The organism is Psychrobacillus faecigallinarum, from assembly GCF_014836595.1.
Lineage (GTDB): Bacteria > Bacillota > Bacilli > Bacillales_A > Planococcaceae > Psychrobacillus > Psychrobacillus faecigallinarum.
Genome location: NZ_JACSQO010000008.1, coordinates 113,365 through 133,587, shown reverse-complemented (window position 1 = coordinate 133,587; position 20,223 = coordinate 113,365). Strand labels below are relative to the sequence as shown.

The following is a 20,223-nucleotide window of genomic DNA, read 5'->3' as shown; positions in this document are numbered from 1 at the left end:
GGAGAGGATTTCTATGAGTAAAAACGTCGCAGAGGTTATATTAGACCAGCTGTCGCTTCTAGGGGTTAAGCGCATTTATGGTGTGACAGGTGATACCATTATTGGATTGTTAGATGCGATGGCCAAACAGGATAAAATCGAGTTTATCGCAGTAAAGCATGAATCAGTAGCGGCTTTCATGGCTTCGGCGGAAGCAAAATTGACAGGAAGATTGGCAGTATGTACATCCACAATGGGACCAGGAGCGGCAAATCTTTTAAATGGGCTAGGTGACGCATACTCAGACAAGGCTCCTGTCTTAGCCTTAACTGGACAGGCTGCTCAAAAAGATATGGGAACGGACTTTCAGCAGTATGTCGATCAGCAGGAGTTGTTCAAGCCATTCGCGACCTATTCTGCAAATCTAAACAGTGAAAGTGCTATTGTAGATTTGCTTCAGAAGGCAGCTGAAATTTCTCTTCAACAGAGTACCGTTACACATATATCAGTTCCTAAGGATTTATTTGAAAAAGAAACTAAAGCAAGGGCACGACAGCTCCCTCGTATTTTAGAGGGGACAGGCTCCTTTGAACTGAACGATTTAGAAGAGGTATCCAAGGTGATGAAGCAGGCTCGTCAGCCAATGATCTTAGCTGGTGCAGGAGCAAGAAAGGCTGCTGGGGATTTAGAAGAGCTTGCTATGACCTGGGGAGCAGGAATTTTAATAAGTCTAGGAGGTAAAGGAATCTTTAAAGATTCTACGCCTCATCTTCTTCAGGGAATTGGGGAAGGTGGAAATCCTCATGCGCCAAAAGTTTTTAAGGAAGCTGATGTTGTTTTAATAGTAGGTGCAACCTGGTGGCCAGAGGGATATGTTCCTGAAAATGCGACTATCATTCACATTGATCTAAATCTAGAGCATGCCAAGAAGAGAGTTGCTGCAGATTTTGGGATAAAGGGAAGAGCCGAGCAAGTTGTTCCTTTACTGCAACAAAGTGTGAATGGACACAAAAAAAATGATGAGTGGCTTAATCGTATAGAGACAATAAAAGAAAAATGGGCAGATCAAAATGAACAGGAAGGCCAAATAGAAGGGGCGCCAGTCCATCCATCTCGAATAGCTAGAGGTCTAGAACAAACGGTGGCAGACGATGCGGTCATCACTTTAGATACAGGAGATGTAACAGTCTGGATGAACAGGAACTTCCGACAAACCAACCAAAAGGTACTCTTTTCAGGCTATTGGCGTTCCATGGGCTTTGGGCTTCCAGCAGCAATGGCTGTAAAGCTGGAGCAACCAGAAAAACAAGTGGTAGCTGTGGTGGGTGATGGCGGTCTTGAAATGACGTTAGCCGACCTATTGACTGCTACTCGCTATGGGCTAGATATCACGGTAGTCGTTTTTAATAATGGAGCACTTCAAATGGAAAGTGATAAAATTCAAGCGTCCGGCAATGAAGAGCTAGGTACACAACTTACCAACCCAAATTTTGTTCAGGTGGCAGAAGCCTGTGGATGGAAAGGGTTTCGAGTTGAGAGTGATGAAAATTTAGAAGAGTTACTAAGTCAAGCCCTTCAAACAAAAGGGCCAACATTGGTGGATATATACACAGAACAAGCATTCTTCCTAGAGACAGAATAACCGTATAAAGAAGTCCTTATTAATAGGGCTTCTTTTTTTATATGAAAGTAAATAACTTTAGCTCCTAAAAATAAAGTGAAGGTGCAGGCAACGTGGAATGTGCAATAGAACTTTTAAGTAAGGCAAATGTAGTTGAAATATAAGAAGGGTGAGAGGTAAAGGGATTTTTAAAAGGGAAAATCCACGTCCGCATGTGGTCAGACGTGGATCTTAATACCAATTAAAACATTGGAAATACGTAAGAGATTAGGAACCAAAGGATACCAAAGAATATTATTAAGTAAGCAGCATACTTGATGAAAGTTGCTCCTACCATCCCAGAATCTGTTCGTTCTTCACGATGTACTTCTACTCGTTTTTCTTCATCCATGTCCCATTCCTCCTCTCGCCGTATTTTTGAATATATTTTAATTAGGAAGGTTAATAATTAGTTACCCACAAAGAAATCTGGATAAACCTTCCTCATATTGAAATGTGTTGAATGGCTTAGATTACTATATTAAAATGAAGAGTAAATGGAGGTAATATAATGACGACAGCTTTGCCGAATTGCCCGAAGTGTAGTTCTGAATATACATATGAGGATGGCTCTCTTCTAGTTTGTCCTGAATGTGCATATGAATGGTCATTGATAGAAGAAAGAGCAGAAGTAGTAGACGAGTTAGAAGTAAAGGATGCTAACGGCAATATCCTCCAAGATGGAGATTCTGTAACCGTTATTAAAGATTTAAAAGTAAAAGGAAGCTCCTCTACATTAAAAATTGGTACCAAGGTAAAGAGCATTCGCCTAGTAGACGGAGACCATAATATTGATTGTAAAATTGATGGATTCGGAGCTATGAAGTTAAAATCCGAATTTGTAAAAAAGAGTTGATTTGCACCCTTTCCAAGTGGAAGGGTTTTTTCTTTATAAAATGTTGTTATTAAGATATTTAATAAAAAAGATAGAAAGAATAGATTGAAGTTTTTCAAAAAAGATATCACTTTATGCAAGCGTTTGCATTATAATGAATATATCAAATATTTCTGATGGGGGTCGGAGAAGCATGAAAACAAATAAAGAGCCTTGGTGGAAACGAAGTGTGGTCTACCAAATCTATCCACGGAGTTTTATGGACTCTAATGGAGATGGGATTGGAGATTTACCAGGGATTATATCTAAATTAGATTATTTACAGAGACTTGGCGTAGATGTTATTTGGTTGAGCCCTGTTTTTGATTCTCCGAATGACGACAATGGCTATGACATTAGAGATTACCGTACTATATTGGATGAGTTTGGAACAATGGAAGACTTTGATAGATTAATACAGGAAGCAGATGCAAGAGGATTACGTATCGTAATGGATCTTGTCGTAAACCATACCTCCGATGAACACGCCTGGTTTGTGGAATCGAAATCCTCGAAGGACTCTAAGTATCGAGACTATTATATTTGGAAAGAGGGAAAAAACGATCAGCCACCAAATAACTGGGGCTCTGTGTTTTCAGGCTCTGCATGGGAAAAGGATGAGGTAACAGAGTCTTATTACTTACATTTATTTTCAAAAAAACAACCAGATTTAAACTGGGAGAATAAGGCTCTTCGTGACGATATATATGAGATGATGACCTATTGGTTGGATAAAGGAATAGGTGGATTCCGAATGGATGTAATTAATTTCATTTCCAAAGTGGAAGGTCTGCCGGATGGAAAAGTGAATCCGGGTCAGGCGTATGGAGACGGAAGTCCATATTTTATAAATGGACCTAAAATTCATACTCATTTAAAAGAAATGAATGAACGAGTACTCCAAAACTATGATGTGCTAACAGTTGGGGAGATGCCAGGAGCTACACCAAAGGATGCGCAGCTCTATACAAATCCAGCGAACAAAGAGGTGAATATGGTATTCACCTTTGAGCACATGGATATCGATAGTGGACCTTTTGAAAAGTGGGACGTGAAGCCACTAGATTTAGTAGCATTGAAGCAAAACTTCCAAAAGTGGCAACATGCACTTCATGAGGTAGGATGGAATAGTTTATATTGGAATAATCATGATCAGCCTCGCATAGTTTCTCGTTTTGGTAACGATCAGGAATTTCGAGTAACTTCTGCAAAAATGTTGGCTATCTGTCTCCATATGCTTCAGGGAACCCCTTATATTTATCAAGGGGAAGAGCTAGGTATGACTAACGTAAAATTTGATAGAATAGAAGATTACAAGGATATTGAAACTATTAATATGTATAACAGTAAAATAGAACAGGGAGTTTTAGAGAAAGATATTATGAGGGGCATTTATGCAAAAGGAAGAGATAACGCTCGTACCCCTATACAGTGGACGAAGGATGGCGGATTTACAACGGGGATTCCCTGGATTCAAATGAACCCAAATACTAACGAGATTAATGTAGATCAGGCATTAGATGATAAAACGTCTGTTTTTTATACGTATCAGAAGCTTATTGAGTTGAGAAAAGAACACGACATCATCACGTATGGTAGCTTCCATTTGCTATTACCCAATAATCCAAGCCTTTTTGTGTATAAGCGAAAAACTGAGAAGGAAGAATGGCTTGTCATCACGAATTTCTCAGATAATACGGAGAAGCTTGAATGGACAAGCTGTGAAGTGGATGGACTAGATGGAAAAGTAATAATAGCTAACTATGACTCTCAAGAATTGGGAGAACAAGGGATGAATGTACGTCCCTATGAGGCATTGGTATTAGCTTTTGAGAGGAGATTATAAAGTGAAGAAGGTACTTGGAGTAGATATTGGTGGAACAAAGATACGGATGGGTGTTGTCAATGAAGCTGGCGAAGTGTTAGCAGATATTACAGTACCAACCGAGCTGCCATTATACCCTTATTTAGAGGAACAAGTTTTAAAGGTCAAGGCTGAGTTTCCAGACATCACAGGGGTTGGTATTGGGACTAGAGGAATTGTAGATGCGGATACTGGGACCGTGACGTTTGAGAAGGAGCTTCCAGGTTGGGAAGGTACACCTGCCAAACCTCTATTAGAAGCTGCTACGGGACTGCGAGTAGAATTGAATAACGATGCTAATTGTGCAGCTCTTGCAGAAGCACGTATTGGCGCAGGACAGGGATTTTCTAGGGTTGTCTGTATTACAGTAGGCACCGGGTTAGGCGGGGGCTTTGTTTTTGATGGACAAGTTATGAATGGTGCAAACGGTGGATCAGGAGAAATCGGTCATTTGATCTTATATCCAAATGGGTTAGTTTGTGGTTGTGGTAGACCGGGCTGCAGTGAACAATATGTGTCGGGAACTGCACTAAAGAGGTTAATCAAAGAAGAAGATGTGGTAGACCCGACAACAGGTGAATTGGCGAAACCACATACTTTATTTAAGTTGGCTTCTCAGAATATAGAAAGTGCGAAGCTTGCAAGAGATCGCTTTTTAGCAGACTTTGCTATTATCATTTCTACCCTTCAAGCGGTTCTAGATATGGATTGTATTGTGATCGGTGGAGGCGTTTCGGAATCAGCTGATGAATGGTGGGACTTGCTTCTAGAAAAAGTTAAGCCATTATTGATAAAACCAGTAGAAATTAAACGAGCAGCCTTCGGTAACGAAGCAGGCATGCTTGGAGCTGCAATGCTTGTAGTATAAAAACGGTTTGCTTTATAGTGAAAAATTGACAAGCAGTCGGTTTTACCCAATAATCGATCGGTATCAATATTCGGGTGGAATAGCGAAAAAAACGCACAACACGACCCCAAAAATAAAAATGTAGCCCCAAACAGGGGCTACATTTTTAATATCCAGGCTTTTTAAGGATTTTAAAGATATTGCGTTTATAGTCTTCTACACCTGGCTGATCAAAAGGATTAATATCTAGCAAGTAAGCACTATAAGCACAAGCCATCATGTAAAAGTATAATAAGTGACCGATATGCTTTTCGTCCAGTTGTTCCATCATTAACGTTATTTGAGGAACGCCTCCGGCTAAATGAGCAGATGCTGTTGCTTCGTGACATGCTTTGTTGAAGTCGTGTAAAGTCAAGCCGCTTAAGTAATTTAGTTCATCACGATTATCTTCTGCCTCAAAGACAGTCAGGTCATCTGATGCTTTTTCTACCATTAGAAACGTTTCAAACAGCATACGTTTACCATCTTGGATGTATTGTCCTAAGGAATGCAGATCCGTTGAATATAGAACAGAGGCTGGGAAAATACCTTTTCCTTCTTTTCCTTCACTCTCACCAAATAACTGCTTCCACCATTCTTGGACATACGTCAGCTTTTCATCAAAGGTTGCCATGATTTCTACTGGATAACCCTTATCATATAAATGCTTTCGTATTACAGCATATTTAACTGCAGCATTTGATTTAATATCAAATACTTGTAACTCCTCTTCTGCTTTTTTAGCTCCAGCTATCAATTGCTCAATATCATGCCCAGCTGCTGCGATTGGTAGTAGACCAACCGCTGTAAAAACAGAATAGCGGCCACCAATGTCACCTGGTACCACATATCGTTTATAGCCCTTTTCCTTAGCAAGTGATAATAAAGCGCCTTTTTCCTCATCCGTAGTCACAATGATACGAGATGCTGATTCCTCTCCATAACGTTCCTCCATGTATTGGCGGAGAAAACGGAAAGCTATAGCTGGCTCAGTTGTTGTGCCAGACTTAGAAATAACGTTTAGAGTTACTTCCTTAGAGTCTAGGTAGGCAATCAATTGCTTTAAATAAGACCCACTTACCAATTGTCCTGCGAAGATGACCTCTAAATGGTCATCCTTTTGGAAGGGAGTAGAAAGTGCCTCAAGCACTGCCTTTGAACCAAGATAGGATCCTCCGATTCCAATTACAACTAATACCTCAGAGTTTGAGCGTATTCGATCTGCTGTTACTTTAATATCTTGAAGGAACTCTGGAGTTAGGGAGCTTGGCCAATTCACCCAGCCTAGAAAATCTGATCCCGTACTCGTTTTTGTTTGAATACCCTCATGAATAGCCTGTAATTTTTCATGTAGTTCAGCTGAAACCAGACCCTGATAGTCCTCTGAGTAATTAACGGAAATGTTCATGAAATACCCCCTTATCTTGCATTATTTAATGTGACTTAATTTTACCATATTCAACTAGAAAAAGTTAAAAAGGAGCTATGAGACTATTGATTGAAATTTAACCTATTCATGCTATTGGCCGAGTTGTCTCTTTTACGAATTGTATATATTGATAGTAGAAATTACAGGGAGGATAGAAATGAAGATAATGCAAATTGACTTGTGGATATCTAACTATGAAGAAACAGTCGCTTTTTATCAGCATACATTGGAGCTTCCTTTAAAGTCCTGGAATGAGACAGAGGCTACATTTCAGGTCGGAAATAGTGTACTTAAACTAATAAAGGATTTGGAAGCGAGGAATTATTACTACCACTTTGCATTTAATATCCATGCTAATATGTTTCAAAAGGCCAAATCGTGGCTTCAAGAACGTGTTACTTTATCGACAGAGGATGGGGAGGATGAGGTAGAATTTGCCGGTAGATTTAAAGCGACATCCTGCTATTTTGAGGATCCTGCAGGGAATATAGTAGAATATATAGCAAGAGATGGTATTGCCCCATCATCGGAATCCACACATTTTTCCACACGAAACGTTATTGAAATTAGTGAAATTGGTTTAACAACAAAGAACATCCTTAATAGTGCTGAGCAAATATTACATTTAGGTATACCTCCCCAAGATGGAAAAATAGTAGACGAGGTAGATTATTTGAACTTCATGGGCGAACAAGAAGATGGAGCATATATCCTGCTTGGACCAGTAGGAAGAACGTGGTTTTTTTCACACAAAAAATCAATTGAATCGCCAGTAACGATCTATACGGATAGAGGTATAATCAGTAATCTTTTGTAGATGATACCTGCTAGCAATAGCAAGTGGTAATACAATTAATCTCTAGTTCCTTTTCTAGTTTAAAAAAATCGTATAATACGTTTATGTTGTTAAATTTAGTCAACTCAAATAAGTAATGAAATAAAAGGTATGAACATATAGAAAAGAACAAAAATACTTCATAAATTGATTTTCCTATTGGCTTACGTTCAGTGGGGTAATTGATAAGCTATCATTACAGCAATCGTGTCATTTGTCATGGTTTATCAGTTGCTCTGCTTATACATAAAATAGATTAAAAGGAGAAACCCATGTTAAGTTATAAAAATTCAACTAAAGAGATCAAGGACAGCGGTACAGAAACAGCAATCATATCGCTTGGGGCAACGGAGCAGTTTGGTCCATATTTGCCCATGCACTTAGATACATTAATAGCAGAAGTCTATGCTAATTCCTTTGGAGAAGCTTTACAGGCGTATGTGTTGCCAACTATACCTTTTAACACCTCTGAAGAACATGCCAACTGTATAGGAACTGTTACTGTTAGTCCTAACATTTTGACAGCTATGATTGAAGAGATAATTACAAATTTACATAGACAAGGTTTTAAAAAATTTGTGATTTGTAATGGTCATGGAGGAGCCTACTGGGAATCAGCATTCGTAAAGTATATTAATTTTAAATATCCAGAGTTGCTCGTCATTACTACTCATCGACATTTAGCATGGGAAGAGGCCCTGAAGGAAGCGGGGATAGAAGGACTTAATGAGACTCATGGAGGTCTGCTATCTGTTTGTACAGCCATGTGGCTTTGTCCTGAGTTAGTAAAATTAGAATCCATGGGATCGGACGTTCCTACAGAAAACAACAAATTTGCCGATTATATTTTCTGGGACAAGCTAACTGCGGACGGATGTTGGGGGAAATTTGAAAAGGATCATTACACCCCTGAAGAGCTTGCTAATATAGGGGAAAAATTTTGGACAACGTATATTTCTAAAAGAAGTGAAAAGTTAAACTCCGTAATGGAGGAGGCATATAGAAGGAAAATGACTTAAAACGGGAGAAAGAGAGGAGACCACTTTCTAACGAAAATATTTTTCTTTCCTACCATAAATAAAAAAAGTCATGACAAGTGGTCATGACCTTTTTCTATTACTGAACTTCCATATGTAAATCTCCAGTTTTAGCTAATCCTCGTGCTTTTAACAAATGATAAGCGGTCAAAGAAATAACTGCAGGTAAAATTACTCCTAATACTATATACATCAGCAATACTCCAATTCCTTGGTTTGCTAGAACATTTAGTGGAGCAATAAATGAATTTAGCCCGAGTCCAGCTAATGTGTAAGGTACCTCAAAATTAAATAATAAAATAGCAATTGGAGCGCAAATCACAGAGGATAGAAACGGACCTATTACTAAGCATGGATTTTTCACCAAATTTGGAACTTGTACTTTAGGAGTTAGGAATGATTGTGCAATGTTGGCTCCTAAATCATTTTCTTTAAAGGACATAGCTGTCCATCCTGCAAATTGAGCTGTACATCCTATTAATGCTGCAGCACTTGAAACTGGATCCAGCTGTAAGGCAATGGCAATTGCTGCGGAGGAAGCAGGCGACATAAGAAAAATACTCCAAACGAGAGCAATAACAATGGATCCAACCAGAGGTGATCCTGATACAGAGCTTGCTATAAATCGACTTAATTGTTCTAAAAGAGGAGTAGTTACAGCGGCCAAGCCGACCCCGACAACCCCGCCTATAAGAATTGCTGCAAAAGGAATGGCTAGCATATCCAGTTTTGTTTTCCCTGCAATACGTTTTCCGACCCATATAGCAACAATTGCTGCTAATACTGCACTAATCGGTTGCCCTGTTGTCAGAACCCAAATTCCATCTTGGAGTATTAAAGCATTGGCCCCTATAGTACTACAAGCCATAGCACTAAAAATAACTAATGTATTACCACCGAGCTGATAAGCTATACCTGCCCCTATTGCGGGAGCAAGCATCAATTGAGCTGTTTTTCCAATAGCTGTAAAACCATCCCAGCCTGTAAACGTACCAATTGTCTCGATAAGTAGTCCAATTCCTAATGTTACAAGTACGGCATTTGCAAGTCCTTGTGAGCCTTTATACATTCGATTGATTAAGTACGTCTTAGTTGCCTGTTTCATAGTGAATCCCCCTAATTATATAATATATCGCATGAAATATATTGTTGAAAAAGAAAAAATAAAAAGTCCTTAATGGACTACAGCAATACATTATATTTGAATAACAAATAAATGTTATTCTAAACCGTTAAATTGTTATAATATTAATATAATTTTTATATACAGTCAATACTTATTTTCAGATAAAATAATAAAGAAAAGGGCTACCTTTAAGAGGTGGCCCTTTTCAATCGGATTTTATATAAATGGATTATAAAATCGTCCATTATTTATAAAAATAAATAAAACCATTAATAAAAATAGCATGAAAGATAACAGAATAGCTATTAAATCTCTTCTTCTGAACTCTTTTAAACTGAACCATGATCTTGTTTTAAATTTCCCAAAACCTCGCAGATCCATTGTGTTACTGACAGTTTCTATTCGCTCTAGGCTAGAGAAAATAAGCGGCATTATAATAGATCCAGCATTTTTAATACGGGTATATAATCTTTCGTTGCGAGACATGTCCACACCGCGTGCCTGCTTCGAACGAGAAATTGTTTTAAAATCCCTTTGTATATCTGGGATATAGCGAAGGGCAATAGAAACAGAGTAGGCAAGACGATAGCTTACACCAATTCGGTTTAATGAGGCTGCGAACTCACTTGGATGTGTAGTGACTAAGAACAAAAGAGCGGGAGGGATGACGGCAAAATACTTCAATGTAATATTAAGCTGATAAAATAATTGCTCCTGCGTTAGTGAGTAACGTCCCAGAGATCCTGTGAGTGGATGGGAAGTGCCGTAAATAGTTGTCCCATGCTGGGGGGCAAACAAAAATATAGCTATATTGTTTAACAATAAAAAGACTAAGATGAAACCGAGGACAAAGCTGATATCCTTTAATTTAATATCGGATACATAAAACAATATAAAGCTCCCAAGTAGCAACACCATTAACACTCTTGTGTCATAGGTTAACATAGCCGCAGTGGACCAAAGCAGAAAACATATCAGCTTGGTGGAACCTGTCAGGCGATGGATAATAGAATCACGGTCAAGATAGCTTAGCAGTTCGTTGCCCATTAAAGCGCACCTCCCGATCGTATTGTATAAATTGCTCTACAAAATCAGAGGGATGCTCCCTCTTGAGCTGTTTTGCAATTTCGTATAAGGAGGATTCTTTTAAGTTTGCCTCCTGGATTAAGGTAGGGTTAGATAAAATATGTGCAGGGGAATCATCGACTAAAATTCTTCCGTTTGATAGGACAATGGCTCGATCTGTGTATTCCGTCATTAGGTGCATATCATGGGTGATTAGTATAATTGCTGTACCATTTTTCGCTAAATTTTCTAAGAACATCATTAACTCTGTAGTATGCTTGTAATCCTGCCCCGCAGTTGGTTCATCCAATAAAATAATTGGAGGTTCCATTACAAGGATAGAGGCAATGGATAAACGTTTTTTCTGCCCATAGCTTAAAGCAGCAATTGGCCAATTTCTCAATGGGTACAAACCACAAATTTTTAATGTCTCCTCCACACGTCTTCTCGTCTCTTTATCGGATAACTCGAATTGAGCAAGCCCAAATGCAACCTCATCAAGGACATTTTGTTTTGAAAACATATGATTGGGGTTTTGCAGAACAAAGCCTACGCGATGTGCACGTTCCATTATAGAGTCGTTAATCGCATTGAATCCTTCAAAATAAATAGTACCTTCTGTAGGACGTTCAAATCCACAGATAAGAGAGGAGAGTGTAGACTTACCGGTTCCATTTGCTCCAATAAGACTGATCATTTCACCTTTATGTAATTGAAAGGAAACATTTTTAATAATGTCTAGGCCGTTCCCATAGTGGAAGCTAATATTATCTAATGTCAGTACAGGCTCATTTTTAAAACCTAACTGAATAGGCGAGCATCTTGCATCACTAAATGCTTTTAGTTTTTGATGAAAGGAATCATTCACGATGGAGTCTACCTGAGTTAAGTTAATCTGATCATTCAGTTCACAGCCGGCATATTTCAAAGCTTTAATATAGAGTGGCTCTCGTATCCAGTTATCCGTCAATAATGACCCTGTCAGAAGCTCATTAGGGGTACCATCCGCTATAATACGACCGTGATTCATTAATATAATCCGGTCGATAGGCTCAGACAAAACATCCTCTAGTCTATGCTCGACAATAATAATCGTTTTATTAGAATCCACTTGAAGCTGGTGAATCAGCTTCATTGCATCCTTTCCAGATGCCGGATCAAGGTTGGCAAGAGGTTCATCAAACAAAAGAATATTAACGTCATTTACTAAAACACCAGCAAGAGCCACGCGCTGTTTTTGCCCGCCGGAAAGTTCATGAATTCGAGAGTTTAAGTGCTCAGACATTTTTACTAGTGCAGCGGCTTTTTGAACACGTTCATGCATCTTTTGCATAGGAACTGAATTATTTTCCAAAGCAAAGGCTATATCCTCTCCAACTGTAAGGCCGATAAACTGTCCATCTGTGTCCTGTAGAACAGTCCCTACTTCCTGCGAGATAGTAAATAGATCAAGTTCCCTTGTTTCTTTTTCTTGAATGGTAAGATTTCCTGTAATTTCACCTTTATAAGCAAAAGGAACAAGCCCGTTCAAGCAATGAACGAGCGTGCTCTTTCCGGAGCCAGATGGTCCAACGATTGCTACTTTTTCTCCTTCATAAATTGTTAAATTAATGTCATGTAAAGTAGGCTCGGATTGACTATTATATTGAAAGCTAAAGTGTTTAAACTCGATGACTGGCTTTTTCATGTGAATCTCCTTATCTACTTATTCCTCGTAGCTCAGGCTTCCTTTTTTGGTTCTTGTCTTTGCATAAGCAGTAAGCAAGAGTGTGCCAAGTATTGCAACAGTACCAATATTAGAAATAGCGGCTACGATTCCTTGTGTAAATACCTTGTTTGCAGGCTCTGCATAAATGATAATATCTAGTAATGGAGCTACTAAAGCCCATGCAATAGCCTGAACTATGATTTGAACGATATTAAATAAAATAATATGCTTTTTACCAAATTCTCCATCCTCAAAAGAAAACCTTTTAAAATATAACCCGATACCTAATCCTACAATTGCGGATGAAATGACCCAGCTCCACCAAATAGAACCGTAAGAAGTAAGGTCGTTTAAAGCATGACCAAATAACCCGACAAATAAACCTGCTATTGGTCCAAAAATAGCTGAAATAAGTGCTAGAAAACCATAGGATGTTTGAATCGTTGTGTTCGGTATTCCTGTAGGGACTGCTGCAAATTTGGCTAGTATCAAGAACACCGCCGTTCCAATACCTATCGCTACAACAGTCTTTGTTGAAAAGATAGACTTTTTCATTCTTCATTTCTCCCCGTATTTATATTTTTAAACCAGTCATCCTTGTTAATTGATTGCAATAGCAGCTTTTCGAATAGTTATTTCTGTGCTAGAACCAGTGAGAACTTGGTAGGTATCGGCAAAGGAACCTTGGTTTAATGCAATTCCGATATTATCCAGAGAATTCACGTACATGAGAGCTTCTCCGATCCCTGCCGCAGCGAAGGAGCGACCATAGGTGACTATTCCCTCATAAACAAGTTCTCCGTCTATGGTGAGAGAAACTTCAAAGGCATCTCCATAGGTAACGTCCAGCTGTTTAAATTGAAGTCGGCGAATATTGGTCCAGAGATTGCCGAACGGTCGATCAATGACGTCAATAACACCCGTAATGCAGTTATCTTCAATAATTGTTTCCTTAAGTGGTAGCTCCACGATAAGAGAAAGGGGGATAGATGGTCCAATATCCTCCAAACTTATTTCTCCTGCTGCTAAACGCGCTCCTGTATAAGCAAATATATCTCTACCATGAAATGTATGTGATTCTCCAGATTTTGGTAGGCGATTCTTGCTTTCATCAATTTCTCTTACTTCTTTAATACCAATAAATCGGTTAACGTGCGTTAATGTCCCATTGTCCGGAGTGACAATATACTGATCCTTCACTGTTTTCACAACTACACTTCTTCGATCTGATCCAACGCCTGGGTCTACTATGGAAACGAACACTGTGTCACTTGGCCAATAGTTGATGGTTTGTAGGAGACGATAGGATGCCTCCCAAATATTGTACTGAGGAATCTGATGAGTTAAATCGAATAACGGCAGCCCACGCTTCACGCTATTGGCTACCCCATGCATAGCGCTTACTGCCCCGTCGTTAATACCAAAATCTGATTGAAATACTAATAATCCCTCTGTCATGTTTAAACACTCTCCTTATTATTTTTGTGGAGGAGAGCGAATTAAAAAACTCGCCCTCCTCAATCATTGGATTGAAAAGGACGAGATACTCGTGTTACCACCTTTATTCACTACTTACTCACATAAGCAGCCTCAGCTAGTGCAGAATCCTATTAAGATGGATCCTAGACTGTGGTGTGGATAACGGGTACCAATCCCGCTAGCATCTCAGGCGCAGGTAACTAACTGCACGTTCAATGTAGTGCTCAGAGGCCATTGTTCAAATGGTGTTTTCTGCTTCTTTTCAGCTACCGAAGCTCTCTATGGAGAAATCTACCCATTTTACTTTTTCTCTTCATCGCATTAACTTATTATAGAGAATTTACAATTAATTCTGATAACTGTCAAGTGTTTTTTTAGTACTTTATGATGGGCTATAAAATTGTTGCTTGTGTCTTTTCCCATTCTTCTCTTAAAATACCCATTCGAATGGAGTCATAGTAAACACCATTATATAAGCGTACTTTGCGAATTCGCGCCTCCATTGTCATACCAAGCTTTTCTCCAACCCGAATCATCCGTTCATTACCTGACCAGGTGGTATAGCCTACTCGGACAAGTGGCATTGTGGTAAACAGGTGATTCATCCAAAGTTTTAAAGCACGTGTGCCAAGTCCCTTACCCCAGCTTGGTGCCTCATGGAAACCAATACCCATTTCAAGCCATTTAGAAGGTTCATGTTCCCAATAATATGACACGATACCACGTAATATTCCATCTACCTCGATACCCCAGAACCTTTCGCTATCCACATAGGTATCTGCTTTTTCCATAAATACATCATAAGGAGTTGGTTTATATTCATAGTAAGGAGCATCCCATTCTTTCCACTCTGGCTTCTCGTCCTTACACATTAATTCCCAAAGTCTCGGCAAATCATTGTATTTAATTGGTCTGATCATTAACTCTTGATCTTGATACATTCTGTTTCCTCTTTTCATTTTAGTTATGTTTTCATCTGTTTTGTTTGAAAAGAGAATTTATTATTTATCTACTTTTCAATCACGCACTTACAAAGAGAAAGAACATTCGGGATATACATAAAGTATAATGATTTCCGCTTTAGTCGGACGCTTTCCATGGGGTGAGCGATAAGCCATCACCAGCGCTGTCGCGCACGTTTGTGATGTCTCATCTGTCTCACTGATCCCACAGGAGTCGCCTCCTGTCGCTACAATCAGAGGTGGTGTGGCACTAAGAAAGTCAGATGGATAATCTAACTTAGCTATCTAAGCTATTAGTTATATTCCATTTATAAAGGCAGGAAATATAGATGCCGATTTCCGCTTTAGTCGGACGCTTTTGGTGGGGTGAGCGATAAAGCCATCACCGGCGCTGTCGCGCACGTTTGTGATGTCTATCTGTCTCACTGATCCCACAGGAGTCGCCTCCTGTCGCTACAATCAACATAGAGAATAATATTTCATTCGTGTTTTTTGTAATGATTATTTTTTATGTCCAATTCAATTATATGTCAATTTTAGAAAAATGAAAAAACAAAAAATATATTGTGCTATAATATTGTTACTTTAATGCAGAGAGGGGATAGTTCTATGTTTTGTATATTTACTTTGTTAGAGGTGAAATATCTAAACTAAGGAGAGTCAAAATGAAATTAGAAACAGAGAGATTAGAAATTATCCCCTGTACACAAGGATCTGCTCAAATAGCAGTGGAGCAGAGTTATGACAACGGTCCACAGATTTCCATGTCATTAGAAATGCTAAAAGCAGATGCTACATCATTGGGGTGGGGTACATGGTTGGTAGTAGAGAGAAGAAATGGCAAAGTTATTGGGGATATCGGTTTTAAAGGGAAACCAGATGCAGATAACCAAGTTGAGGTAGGCTATGGCTTTTTAAAGGAACATTGGAACAAGGGATATGCGACAGAGGCAGTGGGTGCAATTATGCAGTGGGCTTTTGCAACTGGCTTAGTGGAAGTGATCATCGCGGAAACACTCCTTGATAATTATGGTTCTATGAGAGTGCTAGAGAAGCTGGATATGAAAAAAGTAGGAACTAGTGAAGAAATGGTCAACTGGAAGCTAGTGAAGTAAAATAAAAAATCCTGTGTGGAAGCACAGGATTTTTTATAAAAAGTTCAATCTCATGGAAATGAATATTAGAACTATATATGTATCAGTTTCTCAATGCTCTGCCTAGCTCCTCGATCGAGCTTACAATGACCCCATTTTGCTTGATCAATCCGATGACAAACAGATTGCGATACATAAATTGATTTTCTGTTCCATCTGCTATTAAAGCTTCAATTTTTTTCGTGTTCTCTCTACCTTGCTGGCGTGTATCAGTATAAAGAGCATAAATAGGGCGATCTAACATTGAGAACGCTCCAATCTCTGCTGCAACTCCAGAATCTATTTCCACTCCATCAATCACCGCAACTAAAAAGTCACTTTCCTTTAATGCCTCGATATCTGCACTTGCAATAAGCAAGCTATCTGCATAGGCCATTTTGTCATTGATGGCTGCGTTTTCTTGTGGCACATATAAGTCAACGCCCGGTAGTGAGGCACGAATCTCCTTTGCAACAAGTTCGTTTACTAGGCGATCCCCTAGACCAAATAATCCATTTGCTAAGTAACCTTTTTTCATCATTCATCCTCCTTTTCCAACTTTCATTGTAGGCAATTTTCGAAGATATGCATAGAGGTAGAGGAAATTAGGATGGTCTAATAGAAATATTAAGGAGGGGGAATGACATATGAATAACAAGAGAATTTATTTTATTAGACATTGTAAGGCAGAGGGACAGGAGCCGACTGCTGCTTTAACAAAAGATGGGTTGGAAAGTGCAAAAAACCTTGTGGAAATTTTAAAGGCTTTCCAAATTGACTATCTCATTTCTAGCCCTTATGAACGGGCGATACAAACGATACTGCCATTTTCTCAGGATACTGGCTTGCCTCTCCATATTCATGAAGGGTTAAGCGAGCGTGTGCTTAGTAAAGAGCCTATGGATGATTGGCTAGAGAAACTGAAACGTACCTTTTTACATAAAGATCTTAGCTTTCCTGGAGGAGAGTCTAGTGACGAAGCGCTAAATCGTATAAAAGAGGTCATCAATGAAGTGATAGGAAGGGATGACGTGACTAACGTAGGAATTGTATCTCACGGAAATATCCTTGCTCTTCTCTTCAATCAGTACGATAATACCTTTGGTTTTGATCAATGGCTTCAAATGAAAAACCCTGACATCTTTTTGATAGAAAACAACATATTACAACAAGTGGAACTAAAAGAAATCCTGTCTAATTAAAGACAGGATTTCTTACGTGTAGTATTTTTTAAGCTTCTTTATTGCTAGAAGAACTAGAAGGAATTCGGATGTTGCTCATTTGACGCTCCTGTTCTTGCTCCGCGATGATATCGTTGTCCTCCGCATTATCGCGCGTTACTTTTTGAGTTAGAATAGCACCAACAGCCACTAAAATCATTACTGCAATATAATATCCTTTTTCATTAAGCTGCAAATTATCTGCATTATAAAGACCAATACTAAACATAACAACCCCTGCAAATAACGTGAAATAAGCTAGCACTGTAAAAGCCATCGTATTTCTTCTTCTATACCTCTTTGTGTTCATGACATACGCCCCTTTGTATTGGTTGTAATTGTTATTATATGAATTATATTCTAGCATGAATGTATAATAGTGTAAAATATTCTAAAGTATAAGATAATTCTTGGAGATAGATATATTAAAGACAATTTTCACTATAATTCTACTTCTATATAAAACAGTTAGAGAGCTTGCAGTATAAATAAAAAATAAAGGAGAAAAAAATGGAATTCAGGATACCAGAATTTTCGGAGATACAGACACTAACATCTAGAATAAATACTATTCAATCGATACCTAGAAATCCTATGGGAGCACGGATATTGATGAGAGGTAATACTCATGCCTTTGCAGTAAAACATATTCCAGGGCCAGCCTTTAACACGGTTAGGGGTATTAATGATCAGGATTTAGATTACTTAGATGAAATTCTTCACTTTTATAGGGAGCATGCTATTTCGTTTCGAATTGAGGTTACTCCACAAAATAGTTCCGAGTCATTGTTTCTCAGGCTTTCAGAAAAAGGGTTTTATCAATCCGGCTTTCACGCTTCTTTTTTTAGGATTGCTGATAATATAGAAAGCTTTAGCAATCCATCTTCTATAGTGGTACGTCCTCTTCAGAAGGATGAATTCGACTTATTTGCTGCGATTTATGTAGAGGCCTTTGGTTTGCCTTCTTCTATACAAGATGGCATAAAGCAAAACAACCAAGTTTTATTTGATGTACCGGGCTGGGAGTTTTACTTAGCGCTTCGACATAATGTTCCGATTGGCATAGGAGTTATGTATGTGGAGGGGGAGCTTGCCACATTGGCAGCAGCTGCTACTCTACCAGATTATCGAAATTTGGGAGTGCAACATGCCTTGCTGCACAAGCGAATAGAGAAAGCTATCGAAAAAGGGGCAAAATACATTACTAGTGAGGCTGCCTTTGGGAGTGTTAGTCATAGGAACATGGAACGGATTGGTTTGAAGCTCGCCTATACAAAGGCTTTCTGGACAAAGCGCTAGGATTATAGAAGTGAAAGTAGAATTTTTGAGGTTCTCGCTTTATATATAACTGCTACTAGGATTATGTAAAATTGAATCAGATGCCTGTTTGGAAGAATTAGAAACAAAAAATTAATCCACAGTGAAGAAAGGCTGACGATTAATGACAGCTGCTGCTTTTATAAGAAATATACTAGGGATAGTTTTATTTCCCTTATCCCTTTGGAATCTATCGATGAACCAAAAAAATAAAATGACTCCTCCGGGGAAAATAGTTAAAACAGAAAACTCAAGTGTGCACATTATTAAATCAGGTGAGGGGCCAGTCACTGTTATTTTGGAGGCGGGATTAGGTTCTCTCTCTATTGATTGGTGCCAAATTCAGCCGGAAATTTCGAAGCGTGCCAAAGTCTTATCCTATGATAGAGGGAGTTACGGATGGAGCCAATCGACTAAAAAGTATCGCACGGCTCTTGATCACGTAGAAGAGTTAAAGGAAATATTAGTAAAGGTAGACCTTGCTCCACCTTATTTGTTAGTAGGTCATTCCTATGGTGGGCTAATCATGAGGTTGTTTGCAAGTATGCACCCTGAACAAGTAAAAGGTTTAATCCTTGTTGATTCCGTACATGAGAACCAATATATGCCTGGCAATCAAAACAAAGGGTTTAAACATAAGGTTACATTCGGATATGTTATTTCCTTAACTGGCTTCCCGAGATTATTAAAACAAAAGGTAGGACGAAAATTTTTAACTGGTGAATACCAGCGTTATTTAAATTACACTGGGTATACTCTAGGTGCGTACCAAACGATATATCAAGAATATAAGGATAGCCCTATTTCAGCGCAACAACTAAAAGACTCAGCAGCTATTCATAAGGATATTCCGGTAGTTGTCATTAGCTCCAACAATTCCACTAAACAATGGAAGGAGCAACAACTTCTATTAGCGAAACTGACATCGAAAACAGAGCATATTCAAACGGATAAGGGGCATTCCATCCACTTGGAGGATCCTACTGTAGTCACGGACACTATTTTCAAGCTGTTGGAAAGAGAGGCTACAAGTCATGTTTGATATAAAAATGGTTATTTCTGAGATAAAGAGCTTAAGCCGCCCTTTTCTTTTGGGCATAGATGGGTTAAGTGGAGCAGGAAAGACTACCTTTACGAACGAGTTAGTAAAGGAGATAGAGAGAGCAGGACATCGAATAGTAGTAATTCATCTAGATGATCTAATAGAAGAACGAATACGTCGATACAATACTGGAAAGCCCGAATGGCATGAATACTATCATTTACAATGGAATGCTTCAGAGATTCAAGAGAAACTGTTTACGGCTGTTCATCAGAAAGAAAAATTACTTCAGCTTAAGTTTTATAATGCGCATGAAGATCGATGCTATTTGAAAGAGGAATCTATAGAGAATTGTACGGTTGTTTTGATAGAAGGAATATTTCTTCAGCGTAAGGAATGGCGTTCCTTTTTAGACTATGTTATTTACTTGGATTGTCCGAGAGAGCTTCGAAATGAACGGATTTTAATAAGAGAATCCTATACTGGTGACTTGAAGGAAAGAATAAATAAATACGAAAGGAGATATTGGAAAGGAGAAGAATATTATTTAAAAGAAGTAAATCCAATAGAACAGGCAAACATCATAATCAAGAATGGGGAGAAATAG

At 38.7% G+C, this 20,223-nt stretch carries 21 protein-coding genes and 1 other annotated feature; of the genes, 11 read left to right on the top strand and 10 right to left on the bottom strand.

Annotated features, from left to right (window positions below; genetic code table 11):
* Nucleotides 1-13: 13 nt before the first annotated feature.
* Nucleotides 14-1,621 (top strand): thiamine pyrophosphate-binding protein, encoded by a 1,608-nt coding sequence (locus H9650_RS14995; RefSeq protein ID WP_191697555.1) that lies wholly within the window; start codon nucleotides 14-16, stop codon nucleotides 1,619-1,621.
* Between the two features lie 220 nt (nucleotides 1,622-1,841).
* Here the strand turns inward: H9650_RS14995 and H9650_RS14990 are convergent, their stop codons facing one another.
* Complete coding sequence (locus H9650_RS14990; RefSeq protein WP_186318196.1) at nucleotides 1,842-1,991, bottom strand: hypothetical protein; 150 nt, start codon at nucleotides 1,989-1,991, stop codon at nucleotides 1,842-1,844.
* 159 nt (nucleotides 1,992-2,150) lie between these two features.
* Here H9650_RS14990 and H9650_RS14985 point away from each other — a divergent pair, with 159 nt between their 5' ends.
* From H9650_RS14985 to H9650_RS14975, 3 genes are all read left to right on the top strand, one after another.
* On the top strand, nucleotides 2,151-2,495 hold the full coding sequence (locus tag H9650_RS14985; protein WP_191697554.1) for a zinc ribbon domain-containing protein YjdM: 345 nt from the start codon (nucleotides 2,151-2,153) through the stop codon (nucleotides 2,493-2,495).
* 172 nt (nucleotides 2,496-2,667) lie between these two features.
* The gene (locus tag H9650_RS14980; protein ID WP_191697553.1) at nucleotides 2,668-4,359 is read left to right on the top strand and encodes a glycoside hydrolase family 13 protein; all 1,692 of its coding nucleotides are present in this window, start codon (nucleotides 2,668-2,670) and stop codon (nucleotides 4,357-4,359) included.
* A gap of 1 nt (nucleotide 4,360) precedes the next feature.
* Entirely contained in the window at nucleotides 4,361-5,245 is an 885-nt protein-coding gene (locus H9650_RS14975) for an ROK family protein (protein ID WP_151112225.1), read from the top strand.
* Between the two features lie 145 nt (nucleotides 5,246-5,390).
* Here H9650_RS14975 and H9650_RS14970 read toward each other — a convergent pair whose 3' ends face one another.
* Nucleotides 5,391-6,671, bottom strand: a complete 1,281-nt coding sequence (locus H9650_RS14970) for a glucose-6-phosphate isomerase (protein ID WP_144539195.1) — start codon at nucleotides 6,669-6,671, stop codon at nucleotides 5,391-5,393.
* Between the two features lie 178 nt (nucleotides 6,672-6,849).
* On the opposite strand from H9650_RS14970, the gene H9650_RS14965 reads away from it, so the two are divergent.
* On the top strand, nucleotides 6,850-7,509 hold the full coding sequence (locus tag H9650_RS14965) for a hypothetical protein (RefSeq protein WP_144539197.1): 660 nt from the start codon (nucleotides 6,850-6,852) through the stop codon (nucleotides 7,507-7,509).
* Nucleotides 7,510-7,799: 290 nt separating this feature from the next.
* Nucleotides 7,800-8,546 (top strand): creatininase family protein, encoded by a 747-nt coding sequence (locus H9650_RS14960; protein WP_191697552.1) that lies wholly within the window; start codon nucleotides 7,800-7,802, stop codon nucleotides 8,544-8,546.
* A 97-nt stretch (nucleotides 8,547-8,643) separates the two neighbouring features.
* On the opposite strand, the gene H9650_RS14955 is transcribed toward H9650_RS14960, so the two are convergent.
* From H9650_RS14955 to H9650_RS14930, 6 genes are all read right to left on the bottom strand, one after another.
* On the bottom strand, nucleotides 8,644-9,669 hold the full coding sequence (locus H9650_RS14955) for a PTS transporter subunit IIC (protein WP_144539199.1): 1,026 nt from the start codon (nucleotides 9,667-9,669) through the stop codon (nucleotides 8,644-8,646).
* 237 nt (nucleotides 9,670-9,906) lie between these two features.
* The gene (locus H9650_RS14950; protein ID WP_144539201.1) at nucleotides 9,907-10,737 is read right to left on the bottom strand and encodes an energy-coupling factor transporter transmembrane component T family protein; all 831 of its coding nucleotides are present in this window, start codon (nucleotides 10,735-10,737) and stop codon (nucleotides 9,907-9,909) included.
* Nucleotides 10,709-12,442, bottom strand: a complete 1,734-nt coding sequence (locus tag H9650_RS14945) for an ABC transporter ATP-binding protein (RefSeq protein WP_191697551.1) — start codon at nucleotides 12,440-12,442, stop codon at nucleotides 10,709-10,711. The genes H9650_RS14950 and H9650_RS14945 overlap by 29 nt, the downstream gene beginning before the upstream one ends.
* An 18-nt stretch (nucleotides 12,443-12,460) precedes the next feature.
* The gene (locus H9650_RS14940; protein WP_144539205.1) at nucleotides 12,461-13,018 is read right to left on the bottom strand and encodes an ECF-type riboflavin transporter substrate-binding protein; all 558 of its coding nucleotides are present in this window, start codon (nucleotides 13,016-13,018) and stop codon (nucleotides 12,461-12,463) included.
* A 45-nt stretch (nucleotides 13,019-13,063) separates the two neighbouring features.
* Nucleotides 13,064-13,921, bottom strand: a complete 858-nt coding sequence (locus tag H9650_RS14935) for an SAM hydrolase/SAM-dependent halogenase family protein (protein ID WP_154312108.1) — start codon at nucleotides 13,919-13,921, stop codon at nucleotides 13,064-13,066.
* Between the two features lie 73 nt (nucleotides 13,922-13,994).
* Nucleotides 13,995-14,268: a binding site (T-box leader), on the bottom strand.
* 66 nt (nucleotides 14,269-14,334) lie between these two features.
* Nucleotides 14,335-14,883: a GNAT family N-acetyltransferase gene (locus tag H9650_RS14930; RefSeq protein ID WP_144539209.1), complete on the bottom strand. Its 549-nt coding sequence runs from the start codon at nucleotides 14,881-14,883 to the stop codon at nucleotides 14,335-14,337.
* Between the two features lie 686 nt (nucleotides 14,884-15,569).
* Between H9650_RS14930 and H9650_RS14925 the strand changes: the two genes are divergently transcribed.
* Nucleotides 15,570-16,019, top strand: coding sequence for a GNAT family N-acetyltransferase (locus tag H9650_RS14925; protein ID WP_144539213.1), 450 nt, complete (start codon nucleotides 15,570-15,572; stop codon nucleotides 16,017-16,019).
* An 82-nt stretch (nucleotides 16,020-16,101) separates the two neighbouring features.
* Here H9650_RS14925 and H9650_RS14920 read toward each other — a convergent pair whose 3' ends face one another.
* Nucleotides 16,102-16,575, bottom strand: a complete 474-nt coding sequence (locus H9650_RS14920; RefSeq protein ID WP_144539215.1) for a nucleoside 2-deoxyribosyltransferase — start codon at nucleotides 16,573-16,575, stop codon at nucleotides 16,102-16,104.
* A 109-nt stretch (nucleotides 16,576-16,684) separates the two neighbouring features.
* Between H9650_RS14920 and H9650_RS14915 the strand changes: the two genes are divergently transcribed.
* Nucleotides 16,685-17,239 (top strand): histidine phosphatase family protein, encoded by a 555-nt coding sequence (locus tag H9650_RS14915; protein WP_191697550.1) that lies wholly within the window; start codon nucleotides 16,685-16,687, stop codon nucleotides 17,237-17,239.
* Nucleotides 17,240-17,267: 28 nt separating this feature from the next.
* Here H9650_RS14915 and H9650_RS14910 read toward each other — a convergent pair whose 3' ends face one another.
* Nucleotides 17,268-17,567 (bottom strand): YiaA/YiaB family inner membrane protein, encoded by a 300-nt coding sequence (locus H9650_RS14910; protein ID WP_144539219.1) that lies wholly within the window; start codon nucleotides 17,565-17,567, stop codon nucleotides 17,268-17,270.
* 302 nt (nucleotides 17,568-17,869) lie between these two features.
* Here H9650_RS14910 and H9650_RS14905 point away from each other — a divergent pair, with 302 nt between their 5' ends.
* The 3 genes from H9650_RS14905 to H9650_RS14895 all read left to right on the top strand — a co-directional run bounded on the left by H9650_RS14905 (nucleotide 17,870) and on the right by H9650_RS14895 (nucleotide 20,223).
* On the top strand, nucleotides 17,870-18,556 hold the full coding sequence (locus H9650_RS14905; protein ID WP_404814910.1) for a GNAT family N-acetyltransferase: 687 nt from the start codon (nucleotides 17,870-17,872) through the stop codon (nucleotides 18,554-18,556).
* Between the two features lie 214 nt (nucleotides 18,557-18,770).
* Entirely contained in the window at nucleotides 18,771-19,616 is an 846-nt protein-coding gene (locus H9650_RS14900) for an alpha/beta fold hydrolase (RefSeq protein ID WP_191697548.1), read from the top strand.
* On the top strand, nucleotides 19,609-20,223 hold the full coding sequence (locus tag H9650_RS14895) for a kinase (RefSeq protein ID WP_144539225.1): 615 nt from the start codon (nucleotides 19,609-19,611) through the stop codon (nucleotides 20,221-20,223). Before H9650_RS14900 ends, H9650_RS14895 begins: the two co-directional genes overlap by 8 nt.